General features: G+C 65.9%; 20 protein-coding genes. 7 read left to right on the top strand and 13 right to left on the bottom strand.

Annotated elements, in window-relative coordinates; translation table 11 throughout:
- Positions 1 to 161 precede the first annotated feature (161 nt).
- Positions 162 to 1,280 (top strand): alanine dehydrogenase, encoded by a 1,119-nt coding sequence (ald, locus tag ACKAE7_RS11365; RefSeq protein WP_066272403.1) that lies wholly within the window; start codon positions 162 to 164, stop codon positions 1,278 to 1,280.
- A gap of 104 nt (positions 1,281 to 1,384) precedes the next feature.
- Here ald and ACKAE7_RS11360 read toward each other — a convergent pair whose 3' ends face one another.
- The 6 genes from ACKAE7_RS11360 to ACKAE7_RS11335 all read right to left on the bottom strand — a co-directional run bounded on the left by ACKAE7_RS11360 (position 1,385) and on the right by ACKAE7_RS11335 (position 9,550).
- Positions 1,385 to 2,458, bottom strand: a complete 1,074-nt coding sequence (locus tag ACKAE7_RS11360) for a Gfo/Idh/MocA family oxidoreductase (protein WP_408979232.1) — start codon at positions 2,456 to 2,458, stop codon at positions 1,385 to 1,387.
- 142 nt (positions 2,459 to 2,600) lie between these two features.
- A complete protein-coding gene (locus ACKAE7_RS11355) occupies positions 2,601 to 4,319 on the bottom strand; it encodes an ABC transporter family substrate-binding protein (RefSeq protein ID WP_188810860.1) in 1,719 nt (572 codons plus the stop codon).
- Positions 4,320 to 4,371: 52 nt separating this feature from the next.
- Positions 4,372 to 6,609, bottom strand: a complete 2,238-nt coding sequence (locus ACKAE7_RS11350) for a dipeptide ABC transporter ATP-binding protein (RefSeq protein ID WP_408979231.1) — start codon at positions 6,607 to 6,609, stop codon at positions 4,372 to 4,374.
- On the bottom strand, positions 6,606 to 7,595 hold the full coding sequence (locus ACKAE7_RS11345) for an ABC transporter permease (RefSeq protein WP_188728257.1): 990 nt from the start codon (positions 7,593 to 7,595) through the stop codon (positions 6,606 to 6,608). Before ACKAE7_RS11345 ends, ACKAE7_RS11350 begins: the two co-directional genes overlap by 4 nt.
- 2 nt (positions 7,596 to 7,597) lie before the next feature.
- A complete protein-coding gene (locus ACKAE7_RS11340; RefSeq protein WP_188810855.1) occupies positions 7,598 to 8,581 on the bottom strand; it encodes an ABC transporter permease in 984 nt (327 codons plus the stop codon).
- A gap of 360 nt (positions 8,582 to 8,941) precedes the next feature.
- Positions 8,942 to 9,550 (bottom strand): TetR/AcrR family transcriptional regulator, encoded by a 609-nt coding sequence (locus ACKAE7_RS11335; protein ID WP_188810852.1) that lies wholly within the window; start codon positions 9,548 to 9,550, stop codon positions 8,942 to 8,944.
- A 126-nt stretch (positions 9,551 to 9,676) separates the two neighbouring features.
- On the opposite strand from ACKAE7_RS11335, the gene ACKAE7_RS11330 reads away from it, so the two are divergent.
- The 6 genes from ACKAE7_RS11330 (at position 9,677) to ACKAE7_RS11305 (ending at position 14,944) form a co-directional block, all read left to right on the top strand.
- Positions 9,677 to 10,234 (top strand): NAD(P)H-dependent oxidoreductase, encoded by a 558-nt coding sequence (locus tag ACKAE7_RS11330; RefSeq protein WP_188810850.1) that lies wholly within the window; start codon positions 9,677 to 9,679, stop codon positions 10,232 to 10,234.
- Positions 10,235 to 10,368: 134 nt separating this feature from the next.
- On the top strand, positions 10,369 to 11,613 hold the full coding sequence (gene ligD / locus ACKAE7_RS11325) for a non-homologous end-joining DNA ligase (RefSeq protein ID WP_344672554.1): 1,245 nt from the start codon (positions 10,369 to 10,371) through the stop codon (positions 11,611 to 11,613).
- 152 nt (positions 11,614 to 11,765) lie between these two features.
- Positions 11,766 to 12,608, top strand: coding sequence for a hypothetical protein (locus ACKAE7_RS11320; protein WP_408979230.1), 843 nt, complete (start codon positions 11,766 to 11,768; stop codon positions 12,606 to 12,608).
- Between the two features lie 84 nt (positions 12,609 to 12,692).
- The gene (locus tag ACKAE7_RS11315) at positions 12,693 to 13,985 is read left to right on the top strand and encodes a PLP-dependent aminotransferase family protein (RefSeq protein WP_188810848.1); all 1,293 of its coding nucleotides are present in this window, start codon (positions 12,693 to 12,695) and stop codon (positions 13,983 to 13,985) included.
- A 44-nt stretch (positions 13,986 to 14,029) separates the two neighbouring features.
- A complete protein-coding gene (locus tag ACKAE7_RS11310; protein WP_104186955.1) occupies positions 14,030 to 14,458 on the top strand; it encodes a universal stress protein in 429 nt (142 codons plus the stop codon).
- A 150-nt stretch (positions 14,459 to 14,608) separates the two neighbouring features.
- Positions 14,609 to 14,944, top strand: coding sequence for a hypothetical protein (locus ACKAE7_RS11305; RefSeq protein ID WP_188810846.1), 336 nt, complete (start codon positions 14,609 to 14,611; stop codon positions 14,942 to 14,944).
- 6 nt (positions 14,945 to 14,950) lie between these two features.
- On the opposite strand, the gene ACKAE7_RS11300 is transcribed toward ACKAE7_RS11305, so the two are convergent.
- From ACKAE7_RS11300 to ACKAE7_RS11270, 7 genes are all read right to left on the bottom strand, one after another.
- Positions 14,951 to 15,541 (bottom strand): phosphatase PAP2 family protein, encoded by a 591-nt coding sequence (locus ACKAE7_RS11300; RefSeq protein WP_377102889.1) that lies wholly within the window; start codon positions 15,539 to 15,541, stop codon positions 14,951 to 14,953.
- Positions 15,542 to 15,577: 36 nt separating this feature from the next.
- Positions 15,578 to 17,065: a dihydrolipoamide acetyltransferase family protein gene (locus tag ACKAE7_RS11295; RefSeq protein WP_188810844.1), complete on the bottom strand. Its 1,488-nt coding sequence runs from the start codon at positions 17,063 to 17,065 to the stop codon at positions 15,578 to 15,580.
- Positions 17,066 to 17,086: 21 nt separating this feature from the next.
- Entirely contained in the window at positions 17,087 to 18,067 is a 981-nt protein-coding gene (locus tag ACKAE7_RS11290) for an alpha-ketoacid dehydrogenase subunit beta (protein ID WP_188810842.1), read from the bottom strand.
- Positions 18,067 to 19,302 (bottom strand): pyruvate dehydrogenase (acetyl-transferring) E1 component subunit alpha, encoded by a 1,236-nt coding sequence (pdhA, locus tag ACKAE7_RS11285; RefSeq protein ID WP_408979229.1) that lies wholly within the window; start codon positions 19,300 to 19,302, stop codon positions 18,067 to 18,069. The genes ACKAE7_RS11290 and pdhA overlap by 1 nt, the downstream gene beginning before the upstream one ends.
- A gap of 149 nt (positions 19,303 to 19,451) precedes the next feature.
- Positions 19,452 to 20,570, bottom strand: a complete 1,119-nt coding sequence (locus ACKAE7_RS11280; protein WP_408979228.1) for a histidinol-phosphate transaminase — start codon at positions 20,568 to 20,570, stop codon at positions 19,452 to 19,454.
- 59 nt (positions 20,571 to 20,629) lie between these two features.
- Entirely contained in the window at positions 20,630 to 22,516 is a 1,887-nt protein-coding gene (locus tag ACKAE7_RS11275; RefSeq protein WP_408979227.1) for a pectinesterase family protein, read from the bottom strand.
- Positions 22,516 to 23,889, bottom strand: coding sequence for a polysaccharide lyase family 1 protein (locus tag ACKAE7_RS11270; RefSeq protein ID WP_408979226.1), 1,374 nt, complete (start codon positions 23,887 to 23,889; stop codon positions 22,516 to 22,518). The genes ACKAE7_RS11275 and ACKAE7_RS11270 overlap by 1 nt, the downstream gene beginning before the upstream one ends.
- Positions 23,890 to 23,952: the final 63 nt, after the last annotated feature.

Genomic DNA, 23,952 nt, shown 5'->3' with positions numbered 1-23,952 from the left:
ACAAACGTCCAGCTGAGGACGGCGGGATCCGCGCAACGACGGGGATCTGCCTCCGCCCCCACCTTGCTTTCATGTCAGCTGGCTCACAACCGGATTTATCGTTGATACACGAAATCCTTCCGCACTTTCCGGCTGACCAGGCCGAAGATATGGAGCCCACGATGATCATCGGCGTCCCCAAAGAAATCAAAAACAACGAGTTCCGGGTGGCCATCACCGCCGCCGGCGTCCACGAATTCCGCAGCAACGGCCACACCGTGCTGGTGGAGCGCGGCGCGGGGCTGGGCTCCGGCATCACCGATGAGGAATACTCCATCGCCGGTGCCGAGATCGTCAACGAGGCGGACGACGTCTGGGCACGCGCGGACATGGTCATGAAGGTCAAGGAACCGGTCAAAGCCGAGTACCACCGCTTCCGCAAGGGCCTGATCCTCTTCACCTACCTCCACCTGGCCGCCGAGCCCGAACTCACCCGCGAGCTCATCAACTCCGGCGTCACCGCCATCGCCTACGAAACCGTCCAGGAGGGCCGCACCCTTCCGCTGCTCGCCCCCATGTCAGAGGTTGCGGGCCGGCTTTCCGTGCAGGTGGGCGCATCCTCGCTCATGGCCCCCGCAGGCGGGAAGGGCGTGCTGCTCGGCGGCGTTCCCGGCGTCCGGCCCGCCAAGGTCGTTGTCCTCGGCGCCGGCGTGGCCGGCACCAACGCCGCCGCCATGGCCCTGGGCCTGGGCGCCGACGTCACCATCCTGGACATCAACATCAACCGCCTGCGCGAACTGGACGCCCAGTACCAGGGCCGGCTCAAGACCGTGGCCTCCAACAAGTACGAGATCGAAAAATCCGTGGTGGACGCGGACCTGGTGATCGGATCCGTCCTCATCCCCGGCGCCAAGGCCCCCAAGCTGGTCACCAACGACCTCGTGGCCCGCATGAAGCCCGGCTCAGTCCTGGTGGACATCGCCGTGGACCAGGGCGGCTGCTTCGAGGACACCCACCCCACCACGCACCAGGAACCCACGTACAAGGTGCACAACACCATCTTCTACTGCGTGGCCAACATGCCCGGCGCCGTACCCAACACCTCCACCTACGCGCTGACCAACGTCACCCTGCGGCACGCGGTGGCCCTCGCCAACCTGGGCGTCAGGGCAGCATTCGACCGCGACCCCGCCCTCGCAGCCGGCCTCAACATCGCCGCCGGCCACGTGGCGCACCACTCCGTGTCCGAGGCCCACAACCTGCCCCTCGTAGCGGACTGGCACGAACTGGTCTCGGCGTAGGTTTCACTCGTCCCGCTGCGCTGGGCGACACGCATCCTCTGCGGGCTGGCTCCTTCGTCGCCTCTGACGCCCGCTGCCGGATGCCTGTCGTCCAGCGCTGCCGTTTAAGACCTGCCGCTCGCCAGTTCCCGTGCTTGTTCCATTAGTTTGAGGGACTCGACGGCGTCTGTTGGGTCTACGGGGAGGGGCAGGTCTGACGCTGCGCCGCCGTCGAGGATCTTCTCTGCCAGGAGCCGGTAGAACTCCGGGTACGCGCCGCGCTCGGTGGGCAGGGCGTCCAGGTGTCCATCGCGGCCCAGGAGGCCTGCCCACTCGGGCGCCTCCTGGCCGTATTCCGCGTCCACGGGGCTGCCGCCGGCGGCGATGTACGGCTCCTGCGGGTCCACCCCGTTCTTGGTGAAACCGCCCACGGAACCCAGCACGCGGAACCGCGGAGCCTGCTGCGCGCAGAGCATGTTCATGGTGAGGTGGCTGATCACGCCGGACTCATGGCGCAGGACCAGGAAAACGTCGTCGTCCGCCCGCTCATCGGAGCGGCGTGCCTTCAGCTCCGCGTGGACCACGGCGGCCGGCCCGAAAAGCTGAAGGGCCTGGTCGATCAGGTGGCTGCCAAGGTCGAACAGCGTTCCGCCGCCGTCGGCCGCAGTGGAGCGGGCCTTCCAGGCCTTGGCGATAGCGGGCGACCACCGCTCAAAGCGCGATTCAAACCGTGTCACGTTACCCAGGGCATCAGCTGCCAGGAGCTTGCGCAGGGTCAGGAAGTCGCCGTCCCAGCGCCGGTTCTGGAACACCGTCAGGACCCGGCCCAGTTGCCGGGCCAGCGTGATGAGTTCCTGCCCCTGCACGCTGGTCACGGCGAAAGGCTTGTCCACCACCACATCCAGGCCTGCTTCCAGGGCGGCCTTGGCAAGCGGGTAATGGGTGGCGGGCGGAGTCCCCAGCACCACCAGGTCCACATCGTTGGCGTGTTCCAGGACTGCCTCGCCGTCCGGCACGGTCTTCACATCCTGGTACTGCGCGGCCGCGGCGGCTTCCCTCCCGGCGTTGGACGTGGCAATCATGCTGAGTGAGTACCGCGGGTCCGCTGCTATCAGGGGCGCGTGGAACACGCTCCCGGACAACCCGAAACCCACGACGGCGGTGCGAATAGTGCGTGCTGATGCTTCAGTCCCGGTCATAGGGCTACCGTACTCCGGACGCTCTCTCAGTTGCTGCCCCAAAAACACGAACGCTCTCTCACTTTCCGGTAAGGATCACCGGGAAAGTGAGAGAGCGTCGCAGGAAAACCTGCAGTAAGTGAGAGAGCGTTACTGGGTGGGGTTACTTCTTTTCCCAGCCGAGGGTGGTCCAGTCCGGAACCTGGGAGAGGCTCTGGAACAGGGACGGGCCGTAGTTGGCCAGGCCCGTGCGGACGAAGGAGATCTGCGGGCCGTTCATGACCACACCCATGGAGAAGTACTTCGCCATGTGCTCCTTCTCCACTTCCATGGCCGCCTTGTTACGCTCGGCGTTGTCCTCGATGGAGGCCAGATCAGCGATCTTCTTGTCCAGCTCGGCGTCGCCCAGCTGGTTCTCGTTGGTCTTGGAGTCGTAGTACTGCTTGACGGCGGACGTGGCGTCCGCGCCCACGGTGTAGCCGGAGACGCTCATGTCGAACTCGCGTGAACCCAGGACCTTACCGAAGTCGGCCGAGGCGCGCTGGTCAATTCCAACATCCATGCCGCCGGCCTGGAGCTGCTGCTGCAGGGTCTGGGTGAAGGCGAGGGTGGTGGGATCGTCACCGAAGTTGCTGATCTTGAAGGCCGCGGGCTTGCCGTCCTTCTCCATGATGCCGTTCGCGTTCTCGGTGTAGCCGGCGTCCGTCAGCACCTTCTTGGCGGCTTCCGGTCCGGTTTCCTTCACGGGGTAGTTGTCCTGGTAGTACTCGGAGAAGGGCAGGAGCATCATGGAACCGGAGCTGGGCTCTTCCCAGTTCAGGCCGTTGAAGCGCACCTTGCGGAGGGCTTCACGGTCAACCGCGGCGAAGATGGCCTCGCGGACGGCGACGTCGGTGATGCGCTGGGCGTTGAGGTTCATACCGCCGGCAAACAGGCGCTGGCCGCGGCGGACCTCGGAGTTGCTGGTGCCCTCAAGCTGCTTGTACAGGGAGATGGTGTTGGCGGACATGGCGTCGATCTCACCGTTCTTGAAGGCAGCGATCTGGGCGCTGGTCTCCAGCTGGCGGAACACCACATTTTCCAGGACCGGCTTGTTGCCCCACCACTTCTCGTTGGGCACCAGCGTGACGGTCTTGGCCGCGGTGTCGTACTGGTCCAGCTTGAACGGACCGGCCATCCATTCCGGGTGCAGCTCGCCGTTGAAGCCCTCGTTGAAGATCTCGGGGCTGTTCACGGCGGGGTGGATCAGTCCAAAGAACAGGTCCTCCAGCGGATAAACCGGCTGGCTGGTCTTTACGATAATTTCCTTGTCGCTGCTGCCTGCCTCAACGGATTCCACGAATTCATAGGCCCCCGAGCTGACGATGTCGTAGCCCGCATCCGGGCTCTTCAGGATGTTCCAGGTGTTCTGGAAGGCCTTGACGTCGATCGGGGTGCCGTCGTTGTAGGTGGCCTTCTCGTTGACCTTGATGGTGATGGTCTGCTTGCCATCCTCGACTTCGTTTTCCACGGTCTCGCAAAAGTCCTTGTTAGGGGACGCCTTGCCCTCGAAGTCGAGCTTCCAGCAGCCCCCGATGCCGCCACTGTTCACAGCGACCGGGTTCATTGGGATTTGTAGCGCGGAGTTGTCAGCGCTGTTGCCGTTGTTGGAGAACCCGTTGAAGTCGGGGCCGATGTTGCCCAGCGGAAGAGTGACCTTGCCGCCCTGTTCAAGGTCCGCAGCAGGCTTCTCGTTGACGCTGATGAGCTTGGACAGGTCGCTGCCTGCCTCCTGTCCCTTGGCCGTTTCCGGGCCGGTGGACCCGCCACCGCCGCCGCAGGCCGTCAGCGCCAGAGCTGCGGTGATGGCCGCCGCTCCGCCGATCCTGTTCAGATTCCTCATGGTGTTCCCTTCGTTGGTGCGAGTGGTGGTGCTTGTGATGGGTCGAAGAAACCTAGGGCGCATGGTGGTCCGCCGATTCGTGGACTACCAGCATGTCCTCGTCCAGTTCTCCGTCAGGGAAGAAGCAGGCGAAGCGTTGGTCCAGGGCGGGCAGTGGATCCGCCGCCAGGGTTTGGGCCGCCGGGGAGGGTGCTACCTGTTCCAGCGGCGGTTCCAGGGTCAGGCACTTTTCCTGCTTGGCTGCCGGCAACGCTGCGAACACAGGGCAGCGGGTGGCAAAGTTGCAGCCCTTGGGGGTGCCCAGTGGAGACGGCAGGTCGCCCTGCAGGATGATGCGTTCCCGGGTGCGCTCCAGCTGGGGGTCCGGTACAGGGATGGCGGAGAGCAGGGCGCGGGTGTAGGGGTGGCGGGGGTTGTCGAACACCCGGTCCACTTCGCCGATTTCCACGATTTTCCCCAAGTACATCACCGCCACCCGGTTGGAGATGTGCCGGACTACTGACAGATCGTGCGCCACCAGCAGGTAGCTGAGGCCCAGCTCGGCCCGGAGCTTGTCCAGGAGGTTGATGACGCCGGCCTGCACTGAGACGTCCAGGGCCGAGACAGGCTCGTCCAGGACTACAAGCTTCGGGTTCACGGCCAGTGCGCGGGCTATGCCGATGCGCTGGCGCTGCCCGCCGGAGAACTGGTTGGGGAAGCGGTTCACGTGGTCAGGCTGCAGGCCCACCAGCTTCATCAGTTCCATGATGCGCTTTTTGGTGTCTGCCTTATTCATGCCGGCGTTCTGCAGCGGTTCGGCTAGCACTTCATACACGGTGAAGCGCGGATCGAGCGCGCCGGTGGGGTCCTGGAACACCATCTGGAGCTCCCGGCGCATAGCGCTCCTGGTCTTGCCGTCGGCAGCCTGCTTGTTGCTGATGCCGCCGATCACCACCTCGCCGTCCTGGTCCTTGTGGAATTCCATGATTTCCAGCAGGGTGGTGGTCTTGCCTGATCCCGACTCGCCAACGATGGAGAAGCATTCCCCTTCGCGGATATCGAAGCTCAGTCCGTCCACGGCTTTGACGGTGCCGATGCGGCGCTTCAGCAGTGCGCCCTTGGTGAGCGGGAAGTGCTTGCGGACGTCCTTCAGCTGCAGGACGGTGGAACGCTCCTCCCGCGGGATGGCGTCGAAGCGGGATACGGGCACCGGCGGGGCGGCGAAGACGTCATGGACATCAACGCCGCCGCCCAGCGAACCGGATTTGATGCAGGCAGCGCGGTGGGCGGCCGGCCCCGGAACCGGCGCCAGCGCCGGTTCACCCTCCAGGCACGCGTCCGCGGCCAGCGGGCAGCGGGGCGCGAAGGAGCAGCCGGTGGGCGTGTGGATCAGGTTGGGCGGCATACCCTCGATGGGCACCAGCGACGACTTCTCCGCAACGTCAACGCGCGGAACGGCGCCGAGCAGGCCCATGGTGTACGGCATCCGCGGGTTGTAGTAGATATCATCCACCGCCCCGGTCTCCACCGGCCTGCCCGCGTACATCACCATGATGTCGTCCGCCATGCCCGCCACCACGCCGAGATCGTGCGTGATCATCACGACGGCGGCTCCGGTCTCCTCCTGCGCCGTATGCAGCACCTCCAGCACCTGCGCCTGGATGGTGACGTCCAGCGCCGTCGTCGGCTCATCCGCGATGAGGACCCGCGGGTTGTTGGCGATGGCAATGGCGATCATCACGCGCTGGCGCATGCCGCCGGAGAACTCGTGCGGGAAGGCCCTGAGCCGTTCCTTAGGGCTGGGAATGCCCACCATGGCAAGAAGTTCGACGGCGCGGGCTTCTTTCGCCTGCTTGCTCATGGTGGGGTTGTGGATGGTCAGCGCTTCGATGATCTGGTTGCCAACGGTGTAGACGGGCGTCAGCGAGGACAGCGGATCCTGGAAGACCATGGCCAGCTCATTGCCGCGGTATTCGCACATGGCTTTGTCGCTGAGGCCCAGCAACTCCTTGCCCTTCAGCCGAACCGAGCCGGTGACCTCCGCCGTGGAGGGCAAGAGGCCCATGATTGCCAGGGACGTGACCGATTTGCCGGAGCCGGATTCACCCACGATGCCGAGTGTTTTTCCAGGCATGAGGTCAAAGTCGACACCCCGGACTGCATGAACCACACCGTTTTCGGTGTTGAAGCGTACATTCATGTCCCGGACGGACAGGATTGCGTCCGCCGGGGCGTGAAGGCCGGCGATGTGCAGCCGCTCCACAGCCGACTGGGGCTGGTCAACCGGTCCGGCGGCGATTTCGCTGCTCATGAGGCGTTCCCCTTAACACGGGCTTTCAGGGCGGTGCGCTTTTTGGCGCTGCCGGAGGAGCTTGAGCTTGGATCGAAGGCGTCGCGCAGTCCGTCGTTCATCATGGCGAGCGAGCCCGTGAGCAGGAACATAACGGTCAACGGCACCCAGAACATCCAGGGAAAGGTCTGCACCTGGGATGTGGCGCCGCCGATCAGCACGCCGAGGCTCACATCCGGAACCTTGATGCCGATGCCGATGAAGGAGAAGGCAACTTCCGCGAGGATGGCACCGGTGACTCCACGGGTGATGTCCAGGACCAGCAGCGATCCGATGTTGGGCACCAGGTGGCGCCACACGATCCTCCGCGCCGGCACACCCATGTACTGGGCGGCCTTGACGAAATCCCGCTGCATGAGGGACATGGAGAGGGACCGGATGAGCCTCGCAGTTCCCATCCAGCTGAAGACGAGCAGCACAATGATCAGCAGCAGCCAGGACGGCAGGTCCCGCCTGAGCCCTTCGCCTCCGCCGCTGGTGGCCACAGCCACCACCAGGAGGGCCGGCATCATGATGAGCGCTTCGAGGATGAAGAGCATCACCTTGTCCACCTTGCCGCCGAAGTAGGCCATGGTGCACCCGTAGACGGCGGCGACGAGGACGGACACGAGCCCGACGATAAGTCCGATCAGGATGGAGATCCTGGTGCCTTCCACCGTCATTGCGTAGAGGTCGATCCCGGCCTGGGAGGTGCCCAGGTAGTGTTCGGCCGACGGCGGCATGCCGATGTTGAAGGGGTCGATGGTTTGCTTGTCCCACTGGGTGAAGTACCCGCCCACGAAGGAGAAAACGGTCAGGGCGAGGAAGATGGCAAGCCCTGCCACGGCTGTCTTGTTCCGCATGAAGCGGCGGAAGATGATGGTGTTTTTGCCAATGACGACGTCGGCGCTCTCCAGGTGGGCGTCCTGCGCGACGGCGGCGGGGTCTACTGCATTGAGGTTGGTCACGGCTACTGCACCCGCACTCTCGGGTCAACAAGGGTGGTGGCGAAATCCGCCAGAATGGCTCCCAGGGCGAAGATCACGGAACCGTAGGCCAGCGTGGCCGTGGCGGCGTTGACGTCCTGGAGGGAGATGGCGTCGATGCTCCAGGAACCCACGCCGGGCCAGGCGAAGATTTTCTCCGCGAAGAAGCCGCCGGCAAAGATGGCCGGGATGGTGAAGGCAATGCTTTGGGCCACGGGTATGAACGAGACCCGCAGCGCATGCCGCGAGATTGCCTGGTTCCTGGTGAGTCCCTTGGCCCGGGCGGTCCGGACGAAGTCGGCATTGACGTTGTCCAGGAGGTACTGGCGTTGGGCAATCTGGTAGGACCCCCAGCCCACCAGCGTGATGGCAACAGTGGGGACGGCGTAGTGCGCCAGCATGTCGATGAACTGGGCCCAGCCCGGTTCCATCCCCGGGGTGGAAATGCCGGTGACAAAGAAGATGCGTTCGCCCACAGTCTCGTTGATGTTGATGGCGCCCAACTGCACCAGGAAGTAGGCAATAGGGGCCGGCACGATGTACGCAAGGTAGCTGTACGAGGTGATGACGCGGTCCTGGAACTTGTACTGCCGGGCGGCCGAATAGACGCCGAGGGCCACCCCAATCACCAGGGTGAGGATGATGGAGGCCAGGAAAAGGCGGGTGGAGATCCAGACGCGGTCCCCGAACTCCGCGTTGATGAAGGCGCCGTTGGGGCTGCGGCCCCAGTCCCAACGCGTGAGAATGGCAGTAAGCCATTCGACATAGCGTTCCCAGGGGCTGAGGTCGGGGTCGAGGCCCTTCAGGCGCATCGAGTTTGCCACCTGCTCCGGGGTGGGACGGGGAATCCGTTCCTGTTCAAGCAGCGCGGGCTTGAGGGAACTGACGGCAAGGAAATATCCCGCCGACGTTGTCAGGAAGATCATGAAGACGTACGTGATGCCGCGCTTGGCGAGGTACCTGAGCATGCCGCAGCTACTTCTGGATCGTCGCCGCCGGCAGCTGGACGGTCAGACACCGCGTCATCCGCAGGCGGGCCAGGCTGCTAGGCAAATCAACAATCACGTGCTGGATCCTTCCGTTTTCCCCTGATCAGCGGGGGGTTGCGCCGCCTCACCGGGTCCTTGCCAGCGGGTAGCTGGCGTCCCGCAGCCTTTCAGGCTTAGCCCTTGTGGACTATGTCGCGGGTCACATTCCAGAGGAAACTATCACAAGCCGGAACCGAAAATGCGGGCGAATGCCCGGAAAGCTACCCGCCCGTATCAGATCGTTATGAATACTTCTGTGAAGTTGGTGTGACTGGACACACATTCGGTGTGTGGCCTACTCTACGCGCCGCGGACCACCCGTGTGACAAGATCCCGCCAGGAAGCGGCAAGCCTGTCAGGCGTGATCCCGTGGACTTTGACAAGGCTTAACAGCCGCTCCGGATCTAGGGTGGCCGCCAGGGACCAGGCCATCAGCCAGGGGTCGGACCCAAAGCCTTCTTCCCGCAGGAGGATCTCGATATGGCGGTGCCACAGGACGGCGGCGGGGGCTTCAAAACGCCCGTGCGAGGCATGCTCGGCGGCCAGCACCAGGTCCCCGAACTCCATGACGTAGGAGATCCGCTCCACCCCGAAGGCGATGAGGCGTTCCAGCCCGGGCGCGCCGGGGCCCAGCGGTGGCGGCCCGAACATGAACCGGGACTGGAAGACGGCCTCGGACTCGCTCAGCAGCGTCAGCATCAGCCCTGCCCGGCTGCCGAACCGGCGGAAGACCGTGCCCTTGCCCACCCCGGCATGCTCGGCCAGCCGGTCCATGGTCAGCCCCTCCGCCCCGCAGTCAGCGATGAGCTCCCGGGCAGCAGCAAGGAGGCGCTCCCGGTTCCGTGCGGCGTCCCGGCGCTCTGCCGCCGTTCCCACCGGCAGGCCGGGCCGCGGCGGGATGGAACTCACATCCGACATTTCAGACCTCGGGAATTTTAAGCGGACCGTAGTCCGTTTAGATGGGTGAAGGCACTGACAAGCCTCAGCTTAGACCGGCCCGCGGCCCTCCCGCGGACCCAGACCCCAGGAGTTCCCATGACCAAGAGCACCGTCCTTACCCTCGTCGGCAGCCTCCGCGCCGAGTCCACTAACCAGAAGCTGGCCGAAGCCATCCAGCTGAACGCGCCGGAGCAGGTTGACGTGGTGATCCACGGGAACCTTGGCAACATCCCGTTCTACAACGAGGACATCGACGTCGAGGGCCAGGTCCCCGAGGCAGCGGCCGCCCTGCGCGCTGCGGCCAGTGAGGCAGACACGCTGCTGCTCGTCACTCCTGAGCACAACGGCACCGTTCCCGCCGCACTGAAGAACGCCATCGACTGGCTGTCCCGCCCGTTCGGCGCCGGCGCCCTCGCCGGCAAGCCCACCGCCGTCGTCGGCACCGCGTTCGGCCAGTACGGTGGGGTCTGGGCCCAGGACGAGGCCCGCAAGGCAGCAGGCATCGCCGGCGCGCAGATCCTCGAGGACGTCAAGCTCGCCGTGCCGGGATCCATGGTCCGCTTCGCCGAGGTCCACCCGAAAGACGACGCAGAGGTTGTGGAGCAGATCAAGGGCGTGTTCGACGCAATCACCGCGTCCCAGCCCGCGGCTTAGCCGCCGCCCCCGGTACCCGGCGCAGCCAACGCGCCGGGTACTGCTTTTTAAGCCCGCCCGGACGCCTGATCCCGGCGCCCGACCGCGCCAGTGCTGCTCTGGCTGCCGCACCCGATCGTTGCTACCGTGACCGCATGAGTCCCTCAAAGACCCCGGCCGAGATCCTCACCATCGCCGGGACCGAGGTCCGCATCTCGAGCCCGGACAAGGTGCTGTTTCCCGAACCCGGGCTGACGAAGCTCGACCTGGTGAGGTACTACCTGGCCGTCGCCGACGGGGCACTCCGCGGCGCCGGGGGCCGGCCGATGGTCCTCAAGCGCTTTCCCAAAGGCATCGACGCCGAGCCGTTTTTCCAGAAACGGGTGCCCGAAAATCACCCGGACTTCATCGACACCGCCACCCTGCACTACGCCTCGGGAACCTCAGCGGAAGAAGCCGTCATCCGGGACGCCGCCGGACTGGCCTGGGTGGTGAACCTCGGCTGCCTCGACCTGAACCCCCACCCCGTGCGCGCGGAGGACCTGGAACACCCCGACGAACTCCGGGTGGACCTCGATCCGATGCCGGGCGTGGAGTGGTCCCAGATCGTGGACGCCGCCTTTGTGGCGCGGGACGTGCTCGATGACGCCGGCCTGGTGGGGTGGCCGAAGACCAGCGGCTCGCGCGGGCTTCACATCCTGGTGCGCATCGCGCCGCAGTGGACCTACCGGGAGGTCCGGCTCGCCGCCGAGACCCTTGCCCGCGAGGTGGAGAACCGCGCGCCCGGCCTTGCCACCGCACGGTGGTGGAAGGAGGAGCGCGGCGAGAGCGTGTTCGTTGACTTCAACCAGAACGCCAAGGACCGCACCGTGGCGTCCGCGTACTCAGTGCGGCCACTGCCCGACGCCCGGGTCTCCACCCCCCTGACCTGGGACGAGGTCCAGACCGCCAGGCCGGACCAGTTCACGGTGCCCACCGTGCCCCGGCGCTTCGCGGACATGGGCGACCCGCACGCCGGTATTGATGACGCGGCAGGCACCCTGGATGGACTCCTGAGACTGGCCGCGGAGCTCGGCCCTGCGGAAAAACCACCTCGCAGCGGCGACGGCTCCGGCCGCCGGCAGTCGGTGATGCCGCTCATTGAAGTTGCCCGGACCAGGACAAAGCCCGAAGCGGAAGCCGCCCTCGACGAATGGAAATCCCGGCACGCGGACCTTGTCCCGGCCCTGCATCCGGCCGATGTGCTGGTGGACGGAATGCGCGGATCGAGCTCGCTCTGGTACCGGGTGCGGGTGAACCTGCAGCACGTCCCAGAGGGCGAGCGTCCGCCGCAGGAGGACCTTATTGCCGATTACGATCCCTGGGCGGGTAAAGAGTGGCCGGCCCGGCCGACGTCCTGATGGCGGGCAGCGGCCGCGAACGTGGCGCAGGCCCGGCAGGCACTGCTCCCGTGATCAAGTCTTGTCCCAACCGGTACATTCCCGGCATTCCCGGGCCGGGGCGCCAGCCGTAACGTTAATCCACCAAACCGGAACGGGATTGCGGTGGAGGCATGCGGGCACGGGGGGCAGGAAAGCGCGGGGCAAGGCTGCGGATTACAGCAGCAGCCAGCCTGGCGCTTCCGCTGTGGCTCGGCGCCTGCGTGGCAGCGGCGCCCCCGGAGTCCACGCCCGCACCGTCCGCTCCGCTTGCCATCAGCAGAAGCACACCGGCCGCCCCGCCGCCCGTTACGCCCGCCCCACAACTGCAGGATCCCGCCCGAACGGAGGCGGCCGCTCCCCCTGCCCGATCGCTGAACCAGGCAACCGCCGGCTTCTCCGCCGGGGCCGGCGGGCCAAGCTCCCCGGCAGCGGATTTCTCCACGCCAAGTACCCCGGGTCCGCCCAACCCGGGCCCCATCACCGCAGCCCCCCAGGACCTTGGCGATGCTGCGGTGCTGCGGGCTTCCGACAAGCCCGGGCCCACCAACACTCGGGCCGCGCCGCACACGGTGACGGCGTACTACGTGCTCCTGGACGACGGCGGCCGGAACGGTGTGCGTTTTGGATGCAACGACAGCCTGGTGGGCGTCCCCCATGAAACTTCCGCTGCCGATGAGGCCCTTCCTGCCGCAGTCGGTGCGCTGCTTGACTCGCCAGGCAGCGCAGCGGTGGGGGCGCACGAACCCGATCTCTACAACGCCCTCGCCAGTTCGCGCCTGAAGTTCCTCTCGGGCAGCTTTGACGGGACCACGGTGACGGTCTACCTGGCCGGCTCCCTCCGCCCCGGCGGAGCGTGCGACCTCCCGCGCCTGGAAGCGCAGCTCACGCAAACAGCGGTGGCTGCCGTCGGTGCAATCCGGGCAGAAATCTACGTCAATGGCCTCACCCTCGCGGAAGTGCTGAGCCTCGATTAGCGGGCGCGGGCCTAAGCCTCCAGCTGTGGCTTATATATAAACAGGTGTTGCTTTTAGGGCAACACCTCGTTGTATCCTGAAGGTGTGAGCCACGAAACACTCGACGCCGCAGCAGGGACGCTGCCAGCAGAAGCCATTGATGCCATCGAGCGGGCGGCGACCTCCGCGCACCGCCACGAAGAACTCTTCTCGGAGCGGGCCGCGAATATCCGGCAGTCAGCAGTGCGGGACGTCTTCGACATCTCCCTGCGGCCGGGACTCGTCTCGCTCGCCGGCGGAAGCCCCTACCTGCAGTCCCTTCCGCTGGAACGCCTTGCCGCTACAGCCGCGAGGATCATCGCGGAGGACGGATTGACCGCCCTGCAGTACGGCAGTGGGCAGGGGTCGGAGGAACTCCGCACGCAGATCTGCGACGTGATGGCCGCGGAAGGCATCATGGACGCGCTTCCGCAGAACGTGGTCATCACCGCCGGTTCGCAGTCCGCCCAGGACGTGGCCACAAAAGTCTTCTGCAACCCCGGCGATGTGGTCCTGGTGGAGGATCCCACCTATGTGGGCGCCCTCAACACCTTCGAGGCATACCAGGTCCAGGTGGAAACCGTGGAGATGGACGACGACGGCCTGGTTCCGGAGCAGCTGGAGGCACGCATTGCCGCCCTTCAACTGGCCGGCAAGAACATCAAGTTCCTCTACACCATCCCCAACTTCAACAACCCTTCGGGAATTACATTGGCGGCGGACCGGCGCCAAAAGATCGTCGATATATGCCGCAATGCGAATATTCTAGTGGTGGAGGACAACCCCTACGGACTGCTGCGCTTCAGCGGTGAACCGCTGGCCCCACTGCGGGCTGCGAACCCGGACGACGTCATCTACATGGGGTCCTTCTCCAAGATTTTCGCCCCGGGCCTGCGGATCGGCTGGGCGCTCGTCCCGGAACACCTCCAGCGCCGCTACTACCTGGCAGCCGAGGCCGTAACGCTCTGCCCGCCGGCCTTCAACCAGATGCTGGTCTCGGCCTACCTCCGCGACTACGACTGGAAGGGCCAGATCGAAACGTACCGCGGGCTGTATGCCGAGCGCTGCGCCGCACTGCTGGCAGCCCTGGAGGAACACATGCCACCGGGCACCACGTGGACCCGTCCGGAAGGCGGCTTCTTCGTGTGGGTGACCCTCCCCGAGGGTGTGGACACCTACCCTCTGCTGCGCAAGGCGATCGACGCCGGCGTCGTGTTCATCCCGGGAGCCGCCTTCACGCCGTCGGACGATCCTTCCAACAAGCTGCGCCTCGCCTTCAGCGCCGTCCCGCCCGAGGCCATCACCGAAGGGGTACGCCGCCTTGCGCCGGTGCTTCAGCAAGCCATCGCCGCGCTGTAGCCTTGGCCTGACCAGCGCTACTGAAACCAAGCAAAGGAGCACACATGAGCGGAATCATCGTTGTAGGGGTTGACGGCAGCGCAACTGCCAAGAAGGCAGCCGAATCGGCCCGCGACCTCGCAGCAGCCCTTGGCGCCTCGCTCCACGTGGTGTCCGCCTTCGACAGCGACCGCACCGAGGTGTTCGGCAGCGGCAGTGACCGTTGGATCGTATCCGACGCCGATGCAGCGGAGCATGTGGCGCGGACAGTTGCGGAATCGCTGGGCAGGGACATCAAGGTCACTTACTCCGCCGCCCGCGGCAGGCCGGCCGACGCCCTCATCAAGGAAGCCCTGCGGATGGACGCACGGATCATCGTGGTGGGAAACCGCAGGATGCACGGCATCGGGCGCGTGCTTGGCAGCGTTGCCAACAGCGTGGCCCACAACGCGCCCTGCGACGTCTACATCGCCAATACGTACGACGCCGAGTAGCAGACTTTACGGACACCATGCGGAAGGCGCGCCCCGCATGGTGTCCGTTCTCACGCCCAAAAACGCGTTCCCGGCTCCGCCCCGGCGATAAAATTGGAGGAGCCCCCAACGGTGCGGACACCCAGCATCCACCACCATCAAGGGGCCCCATTGATCACCCTCCAGCGCCGCCAGCTTGCCGGCCACGATATCCTCCTCGCCCGCCATGGCAACCACATCTGCTCCATGCGCGTTGACCGCAGCAACGACCGGGTCGTGGCTTTACTGGATGATGGCAGCATGGACAGCGCCCCCAACCTCATCGCGCCGGGGATCAAGCTCCCCGAGACGGTGGGCAGCGTGCTGCGGGAGGACTGGAAGCTCCTGACGGCCTGGGGCGGGATGGCAGCGGCCATGGCTGTCCTCATGACGGGCGCTGCCGTGGCCCTGGGTACCACCGCGGACCCCGCCACCCTTGAGATGCTGACCGCATACACTGCCTACTGAGACCGGCTAAGCCACCATCCGGCCCTGGAGGGCCCACCAGATCCCGGCCATCACCACGCCGCCGAAGAGCGAACCGGCGATCACCTGCGCCACGGTGTGGGCGCGCAGCACCACTCTGGACCAGCCGACGGCGGGTATCAGGAGCAGCAGCGGAAGCCACGCCGGGCCAAGCATGAGCACGCTGATCACTGCCGCCGAGGACATCGCCGCTGCATGCCCGCTGATCTTCCAGAACGGGCTGACTCCCGCCAGCACCACTACGCCCGCCACCACGGCGAGGACCATCACCACCACACTTTGCGGGGCACCCGCTGCCGCCAGCACCAGGAGCCCGGCCAGGATGGAAGCCAGCGCCATCAGCAGCACGGGGGCACGCTGCCGGCGGTCGCTGACATGGTGGTCAGTGACTTTCCCCCGCCGTACCAGCATCAGCAGCAGGAACAGCGGAAGCACGCAGACGAACAGGGCGGCCAGCGCACCGTACCCCATTGTTCCGGGAAAGCCGGGCTGCGTTATGGGACTGAGCAGCAGCTGGATGCTGACTACCACGGGCGGCTGGAATACCTCCGTCACCCACCGCGCGGCCCTGTTCTTCACCCGGAGGGTGCTGCCGTTGATTGCCAGTGTCCTGTCCTAGTCGAGGAGGAGCGCAGGCTCTTCCAGGATGGCGGCGACGTCGGCCATGAAGCGCGCGGACAGGTCGCCGTCCACCACGCGGTGGTCGAACGATCCGCCCAGCGTGGTGATCCAGCGGGGGATGACTTCCCCGTCAAGGACCCACGGCTTCTGCTTGATGGTTCCGAAGGCCACGATGGCAACCTCGCCGGGGTTGATGATGGGTGTGCCGGTATCGATCCCCAGGGCTCCGATGTTGGTGATGGTCAGCGTGCCGCCCTGCATTTCGGCGGGCTTCGTCTTGCCGGACCGGGCGGTAACGGCCAGGTTGTTGAGCGCCAGCGCCAGTTCCTTCAGGGAGAGGTCCTGGGCGTTCTTGATGTTCGGCACCATCAGCCCGCGCGGTGTGGCCGCTGCAATGCCCAGGTTCATGTAGTGCTTGACCTGGATCTCCGCTCCGTCGGTTCCGTCGGCGTTGTCCACCCACGTGGCATTGACGCTGGGGTTCCGGGCGGCCGCCCAGATCACTGCTTTGGCCAGGATGAGCAGCGGCGAAACCTTGATGCCTTCGAAGTCCCGGGACGCTTTGAGCCTCTTGACGAACTCCATGGTGCGGCTGGCGTCCACATCCACAAAGATGCTGACGTGCGGTGCCGCGAACGCGGAATCCACCATGGCTTTTGCGGTGGCCTTCCGGACGCCCTTGACGGGAATACGCTCGATGCGCTGGTCCTGCGGCTTGCCCGCCTTGCCCCAGAACCCGTCAGCCTTGTCCAGTTCCGCGTCCCGCTGGGCCTGGTAGCTCACCAGGTCCTCGCGGGTCACCTCGCCGCGGGATCCCGTGGCCACCACGTCTGCCAGGTCGATGCCCAGGTCGCGGGCGATTTTGCGGACGGGGGGCTTTGCGAGCACGCGGTTGACCAGGCCGGTGATGGTGCCGCCCAAGGTGGGACGGTTGTCGACGTCGGCGGCCGGGCTTGTTGCCGGGCCCGGATCCTGGGTCACTTCGGCCGGCGAATGGGGCTGGACGGGCTCCACTTCCGGGGCGTTGGGCGACAGGGCAGAGGCGGGGGACGTCCTCCGCGGCCGGCGTTTGATGGCGTCGGCCTTGGGGCCGGAGCCCACGAGGGGCCCTCCCGCCAGGGCACTTTCCGTGGCCTGGGCACTGTCTGCTGTGCCGCCGTCGGACGCTGGAAGCTTGCCGTAGAGCGGCTGCGCGGGAGCCTCAGGCGCCCGGACATCCGCAGGGGTGGGGTCTCCGGACAGGTCGTCGCTGACGCTGATGATGGCGGTGCCGACGTCGATGGTCACCCCTTCCGGGACCAGCAGGTCAGTGACGGTCCCGGCGAAGGGCGAGGGAAGTTCCACAAGGGACTTGGCCGTCTCGATCTCGCAGAGGACGTCGTTGATGGCGACGGCGTCGCCCGGCTTGACCTTCCAGGAGACGATTTCGGCCTCGGTGAGCCCTTCGCCGACGTCAGGCAGGTTGAACTTGTTGAGAGTCATGGTGTCCTCGGTTGGGAAGCCTCAGTAGGAAAGGGCGCGGTCCAGCGCCTCCAGGATGCGGTCGATGTCCGGAAGGTAGTCTTCCTCCACCTTGGCAACCGGGTAGGGCATGTGGAAGCCGCCTACCCGGATGACCGGCGCCTCGAGCGAGTGGAAGGCCCGCTCACTGATCCGGGCAGCGATCTCTCCGCCGATTCCGCCGAAGGTGGGCGCCTCATGGGCCACCACCAGCCGCCCGGTTTTTTGCACGGAGGCTGTGACGGTGTCGAAGTCCAGCGGGGAGATGGACCGCAGGTCGATCACCTCCACGCTCCGGCCGTCCTCCTCCGCGGCGTTCGCGGCCGCCAGCGCAACCGGCACCAGGGGGCCGTATGCCACGACGGTGGCGTCTGTCCCCTCGCGGAGGACGTGCGCCTTGAAGGGATCCTCTGCCCGGCCCGGCGCGGCGGTGTCCACCTCACCCTTGAGCCAGTAGCGGCGCTTGGGCTCGAAAATGATCACCGGATCCTGGCATTCCACGGCCTGCTGGACCATCCAGTAGGCGTCATGAGCGTTGGAGGGAGTGATGATGCGCAGGCCGGCAGTGTGGGCAAACAGCGCCTCCGGCGATTCGGAGTGGTGCTCAACGGAACCGATACCGCCGCCATAGGGGATGCGGATAACTACCGGGACCGTGAGGTTGCCATTGCTGCGCGCATGCATCTTGGCCAATTGCGTGGTGATCTGGTTGAAGCCGGGGAAGACAAACCCGTCGAACTGGATTTCGCAGACCGGCCGGTACCCGCGGAGCGCAAGGCCAATAGCGGTTCCGATGATCCCGGATTCAGCCAGCGGCGTGTCAACCACCCGGTCGGGGCCGAACTCGCCGATCAAGCCGTCCGTGACGCGGTAGACACCGCCCAGCGGGCCAATGTCCTCCCCCATCAGCAGGGACTTTGGATTGCTGGCGAGTGTCTCGCGCAGGCCCTCGTTGATGGCCTTGGCGATGGTCATGGTTGTCATCAGTGGCCTGCCTTTGCTGCGGGCTGTCCGGAAGATCCGGCCGGCAGGTCTCCGCCTTCGAACCCTGCGGTGTATTCCTCAAACCATGCGAGCTCCTCCGCCACCAGGGGATGAGCCTCGGCGTAGGTGTTGGCGAACGCGGAGCGGATGTCCGGGGTTTCAAGGTCATGGGTGGTGCGGCGGACGTACGCGGCGAGTTCATCGCCGTCGGCCTTGACCTTGGCGAAGAACGCGTCGTCGGCCAGGCCTTCGGCGCGCAGGTACTTTTCCACGCGGGCCAGGGGGTCCTTTGCCCGCCACGCGTCTTCCTCGGCGGACTGGCGGTACTTTGTGGGGTCGTCCGCGGTGGTGTGGGCGCCCACCCGGTAGGTGAAGGCCTCGATCAGGACCGGGCCCTTGCCCTGGCGTGCGTGTTCCAGCGCCCATTCGGTGACGGCGTGGACGGCGATGACGTCGTTGCCGTCAACCCTGATCCCCGGGAAGCCGTAGCCCTTGGCGCGGTTGGACAGCGGCACGCGGGTCTGGACGTTGGTGGGGACGGAGATGGCCCAGTGGTTGTTCTGGCAGAAGAACACCACGGGCGCGTTGTAGGAGGAGGCGAAGACCATTGACTCGTGGACGTCACCCTCGGAGCTTGCACCGTCACCGAAGTAGGCGATGACCGCGGCTTCCTCCCCGCTGCCGTGCGCTGCCGAAAGTTTCTGGTCGCGCTGGATGCCCATTGCATAGCCGACGGCGTGGAGCGTCTGGGCGGCCAGGACCAGGGTGTAGAGGTGGAAGTTCGTGTCCTTGGGGTTCCAGCCGCCGTTCGACACTCCGCGGAACTGCCGGAGGAGTTCGGCAAGGTCCACGTTGCGGGTGTAGGCGACGCCGTGCTCACGGTAGGTGGGGAAGATGTAGTCCTGCGGCCGGCTGGCCCTGCCGGAGCCGATCTGCGCGGCTTCCTGGCCGGTCAGCGGGACCCAGAGCGCGAGCTGTCCCTGCCGCTGCAGCGCAGTAGCTTCCACGTCGAAGCGCCGGATGGCGGCCATGTCCGTGTAGAGGCCGCGAAGAACCTCGGGGGTAACCTTCTCCGCGTACTCGGTGAAGACGGGGTCGAAACCGAGCTTCCCGTCGGGGCCCAGGAGCTGGACCATCTGCGCGGGGGGCTCGCCCATGACCGCCTCGGCATCAGCCTCACGCTGGTCGTCTACCGCTGTTCCGTCGAACTCGGTGGAAGGCAGATGTGTGCCCATACCGTCTCCTCGCTTGCCGCATGCGGATGCAGTGCAATGTCGCTGGGATATATGCCTCAAGAGGAATAGATTCCCGGCGCGGCATATATATTGCTTTACTGATCCTAACTTTATCTTCAGTAGGTACGCGCCGAGCTACTTGTTAAGCGCTAGGAAGCCCGTGGCGCGTTTGTATAGTTCGCACACAGCTGGAGGAACCTGGTGTTGGCCTCCACCTCGCCGATGCTCACCCGCACCCCTTCGCCGGGGAACGCCCGCACTGACAGCGCCTGGGCGCCCGCAAGTTCAGCAAATCCGGCGCTGTGTTCGCCCAAGTGCAGCCAGACGAAGTTTCCCTGCGCATCAGGAACAGCCCAGCCAAGGCTCCGCAGCCCTGCCGTGACACGCTCGCGTTCGTCCACCAGGCTTTGTACCCTTTCTACAACCTGGGGGTAGTTCTGCAGCGAAACAATAGCGGCCTTCTCGGCAATCTGGGACACGGCAAAGGGCGTTGCTGCGACCCTGAGGTGCTGCGTCAGCGCGGGGTTGGACACGCTGTAGCCAACCCTGAGCCCGGCCAGGCCATGTGCTTTCGAGAACGTACGGAGCACCACCACATTGGGATATTTGCGGTACATGGCGATCCCGTCCACGGCACCTTCAGCCCTGACGAATTCCTGGTAGGCCTCATCGATCACCACCACCACGTGCGGTGGGACGCGCCTGATGAATTCCTCTGTTTCGGCACTGCCCAGGACGGGTCCGGTGGGATTGTTGGGCGTGCACAGGAGGACCATTTTGGTCCGGGCGGTCACGGCAGCCGCCATGGCCCGGAGGTCATGCCTGCCGTCGGCAGTGACGGGAACGCGCACGCTTTCGGCCCCGGCGAGCCCCACGCTGATCGGGTACGCCTCGAAGGAGCGCCAGGCGTAGACCACTTCGTCCGGCGTCCCGTCGTCGTTCCGTCCGGCAAACGTGGCCAGCAGTTGGTTCAGTGCGCCCAGGCTGCCCGCGCCGGTGACAATGTCCTCGGCGGGCACGCCCAGGAAGCCGGACAGTTCCCCACGCAGCCTGGTGCTGAGCGGATCGGGGTACCGGTTGAAGTCGGCCTGGTGCGCTATGGCCTCAAGGACGGCAGGAAGCGGGGGCAGCGGGTTTTCATTGGAGGACAGCTTGTAGCTGGCCATCCCGTCAACGGCGGCGGGTGGCTTCCCAGCGGCATAGCGGGGCAGGCCAGCCACCACGGGACGGGGCTGGACACCACCCGTGAGGGTCTCAGAAGACGTCATGCAGACCAGCCTACTTCCCGTGCTGCAGGAGGGAAGCAGGCTGGTCACACGCTGTTGGCCTAGGCGCCGGACGGTGCTGCGGTGCTGTCCGCCCTGGTGCCTGCCAGCTGCGGCGCCCAGCCGTCTGCGCCGCGCAGGTAGGCCTCCAGCGTGTACTCCCCGGCCAGGGCCGGGTCGAGCTGGGGCCGGTTGGGGGCCACCCGTGATCCGGGGCCGTTGTTGTTGAGTTCGTGGAACCGCGCTTCCTGCCAGGAGAACCCGCTCATATCCGTCCAGGGCGTGCCGGAGATGTGGGCACCCAGCCAGGAGTCCCTGATGAGCACCTGGGCAATCGCCTCCACGTCGCCGCTCGGGTGCCAGGGGCGACCCAAGTGGACCGTGCCGGCCGCGGCATCCGAGACGAACCGGCAGCCGGTGAACAGGTAGCCGTGTTTGATCTGGATGTTGAGGCTGCCGGCCGACACGTAGCCGTTATTGCTGTCAGACCCCCGGTCCAGGGACCGGATCTCGCAGCCGGAAAACACCGCCGTTCCCCGGCCGAAGATGAAGTCCACGTCCCCTTCCACGTAGCAGTGATTGAAGAAGAACCGTGACTGCACCCCCCGGGAAGGCGAATCAACCAGCAGGGTGTCCTGGTTCCCCAGGCACCGGACATTGCGCAGGACGGCCCGGTCTCCTGTCAGGAAGAGGGCCACCGCCTGCCGGTTCTTCATCTCCTGGTTGGCGGCCTCGTCGAAGTCGTTGCTGAACGTGAGGTTCGCGGCTGCGAAGTCCGGTCCGTCAATCCGCACGCTGGCGCTTCCACCCGTGCCATAAGGTCCGGTGCCGTCAGGTTTCGGAGTGCCGGAGGCGTTGTTGTAGACCAGCACAACATCCTCGGCCCTCCCCCCCAGACCAATGAACGAAATCCTTGGCTTGTTGGCCGGCACCCTGATGAGTTCCCGGTAGGTTCCGGGAGCGATGCGGATCTGCGTGCGGTGGGTGCTTCCGGCCGGCACGGCGTCCACGGCGGCCTGCACTGTCCGGAACACGGATCCTGCCCCGACCTCCAGGACCACGGGCTTGTCGATGGGACGTTCGCTGGGCCAGTGGATTCCGTCAAGGGGGTCCAGCTGGGCATCAACATGCTGGAAGTATCCCGGCGGGACTGCCTGCTGCGCCTGCAGCTCCGAGGCCACCAGCCTGGCCACGGCAAGGGCACCGTCCGCCTGGAAGTGGGTGTTGTCCGCCACGCCCTCCGGGTACTGCGGATAGTGGCCGGGCGACGCGTAAAGGAAGTGCGACTTCGTCCCTTCCGGGCCGAGCTTCTGCCACAGGTCCTTGGAGGAGGCGGTGAGATCCACGAGGGGCGTCCCCGTCGCAGCGGCAAGCTCCCGGACAGCCTGGGGGTAGGCGCCGTGCGAATCCTGGGCAACGCCGAGGGCGCTGAACCGCCGGCGTTCCACCGGTGTGACCAGCACGGCTTTTGCGCCGCGGACCCTGGCACTGTCGATGTACTTCTGCAGGTATTCCTTGAACGTGGTCTGGGGGTCTGTGCCCCTGGCCGGGTCCTGGACCTTTTCGTCATTGTGCCCGAAGGAAATCAGCAGGTAATCCCCCGGCTGGAGCATGGCCGCCACCTCATCGAGGAGGCCGGCGTCGGCGAAACTCTTGGACGAAGCGCCGGACCATGCGTAGTCGAATACCACTGCCTGCGGCCCCAGCAGCAGGGGGAGTGCCTGGCCCCAGCCTGCGCGGGGCCGTTCCGACTGCTGGTAGGCCGACGAGGTTGAGTCGCCCACCACGAAGATCACCGGACGGGTCCGGTCCTGCGGGGACGCATTGGCGGGGCGGACCGCGGCCTGCGAGCGCGCAACGCCCGGTCCGGAGATTCCCGCCGCGGCCGTCGCTGCTCCAGCCGCAACAGCAGCCAGGATTGAACGGCGGCTGGGTTTGAGGCGGCGCATCAGTTGGCCTCCCCAGCCGCAAAGACGGGCCCGACGGCGTCCGCGAGGAGGGCTGGAACGGCCTGGGCGGCGTTCACATGGGTCCGCAGCACCGGCGTCCAGCTGTCGTCGGCACCCAGCTGCCGGTCCGCCGGAGCAGCTGCGTTGTAGGCAGCCCGGAGATCGACGATTTTGCCGTTGACCGCGTTCCCGGTGGTGGCGATGACCTTGCCCTTGAAATATGCGATGAGCGAGGCTGCGGGGGTACCCGCGGGAAGGGTAAAAGCGTTTGCCTCGGCGTAGAGGTGCGATTCCACCCCTGCCCCAAAGGTGTATCCGTAGGGGACCTCGGAGTCAGCGGAGGTTTTGAAGTGGTTGTTGTAGACGTCCACCTGGCCGTAGCGGACCCGCGGTGCCCGCTGGCCCACGTTCTCAAACACGTTGTGGTGGATTGTTACGCGCAGCTTGCCGGCGTCACCCCGGTTGGTGGAATCCGTGGATCCGATGAGCAGGAGCTTGTCATGGTCGGAGAACCGGTTGTAGGACATGGTGACGAGGTCCGAGCCATTGGTGACGTCAACCGCCCCGTCATGGACCTGGTAGGGCCGGCCGAAGTAGCTGGGCTGGGCGCTGTCCAGGTTGGGGGCGTCGGTGAAGTGGGAATGGTCAACCCAGACGTTGGTGGAACCGTTAATGATCTGCAGCAGGTCATACTCACTGTTCCAGTTGCCGGTGGCGCCGTCGGTCGGATCCCAGGCCGGAAAGCAGTCGGCGGCATCGCGCACGGTGAGGTTCCGGAAGATCACGTTTCCGGCGCGGTTGATCCGCAGTGCTGCACCCGTGATGCTGCTGTCCGGGCCGGCGCCCACAATGGTGGTGTTGCTGGGGATGTCCCAGCGGATGTTGGCAGCCTGCTTGGCCGCTGCTGCGCGCCGCGCAGTTTCCTGGGCGCCCTCAGGTTCCCTGGTTGTCCCGTACCGGGCGGGATCAAAATCGTGAAGGTACTGCGCCAGGGAATAGCCGGTGCCACTGGCATAGTCTTCACAGCTGAGCGGGGAGCCGCTCGCGTCCACGTTGGCCGCGATGTCCCCGTGGACCCGGATGATCTTCGGGTCCGTGCCGCCACCTGCGAAGGCGGCCAGGAGTTCGGTTTTGCTGGAAACGTCGTACACGCGGTCAGCGCCGGCGGCGGACCCGCCGGTGGTGCCGGCACCCGCCGCCGCCCAGCCGTCGTTTTCCGGCAGTACCTGGCGTTCGAGCGGCTGCCGAGCCGTCTGGGCTGTTGGGTCCGCCTGCGGCGCGGGCGATGCAAACGCGGGGGCAGGCGCTGCGAGCAGTGAAACGGCAAGGGCCGCCACCACAGACACCGGTGTTAGGGGCTTCTTATGACGCATGATCTCTCTTCCTCCATTGGAATGAACCACGCTTCGGCGCAGGCGACGGCCTGCATGTCGGAA

Origin of the sequence: Pseudarthrobacter sp. NKDBFgelt, assembly GCF_046097905.1 — a bacterium.
Lineage (GTDB): Bacteria > Actinomycetota > Actinomycetes > Actinomycetales > Micrococcaceae > Arthrobacter > Arthrobacter polychromogenes.
Note: the sequence above shows the minus strand (reverse complement) of the source record. Positions and strands in the feature narration are given on the sequence as shown.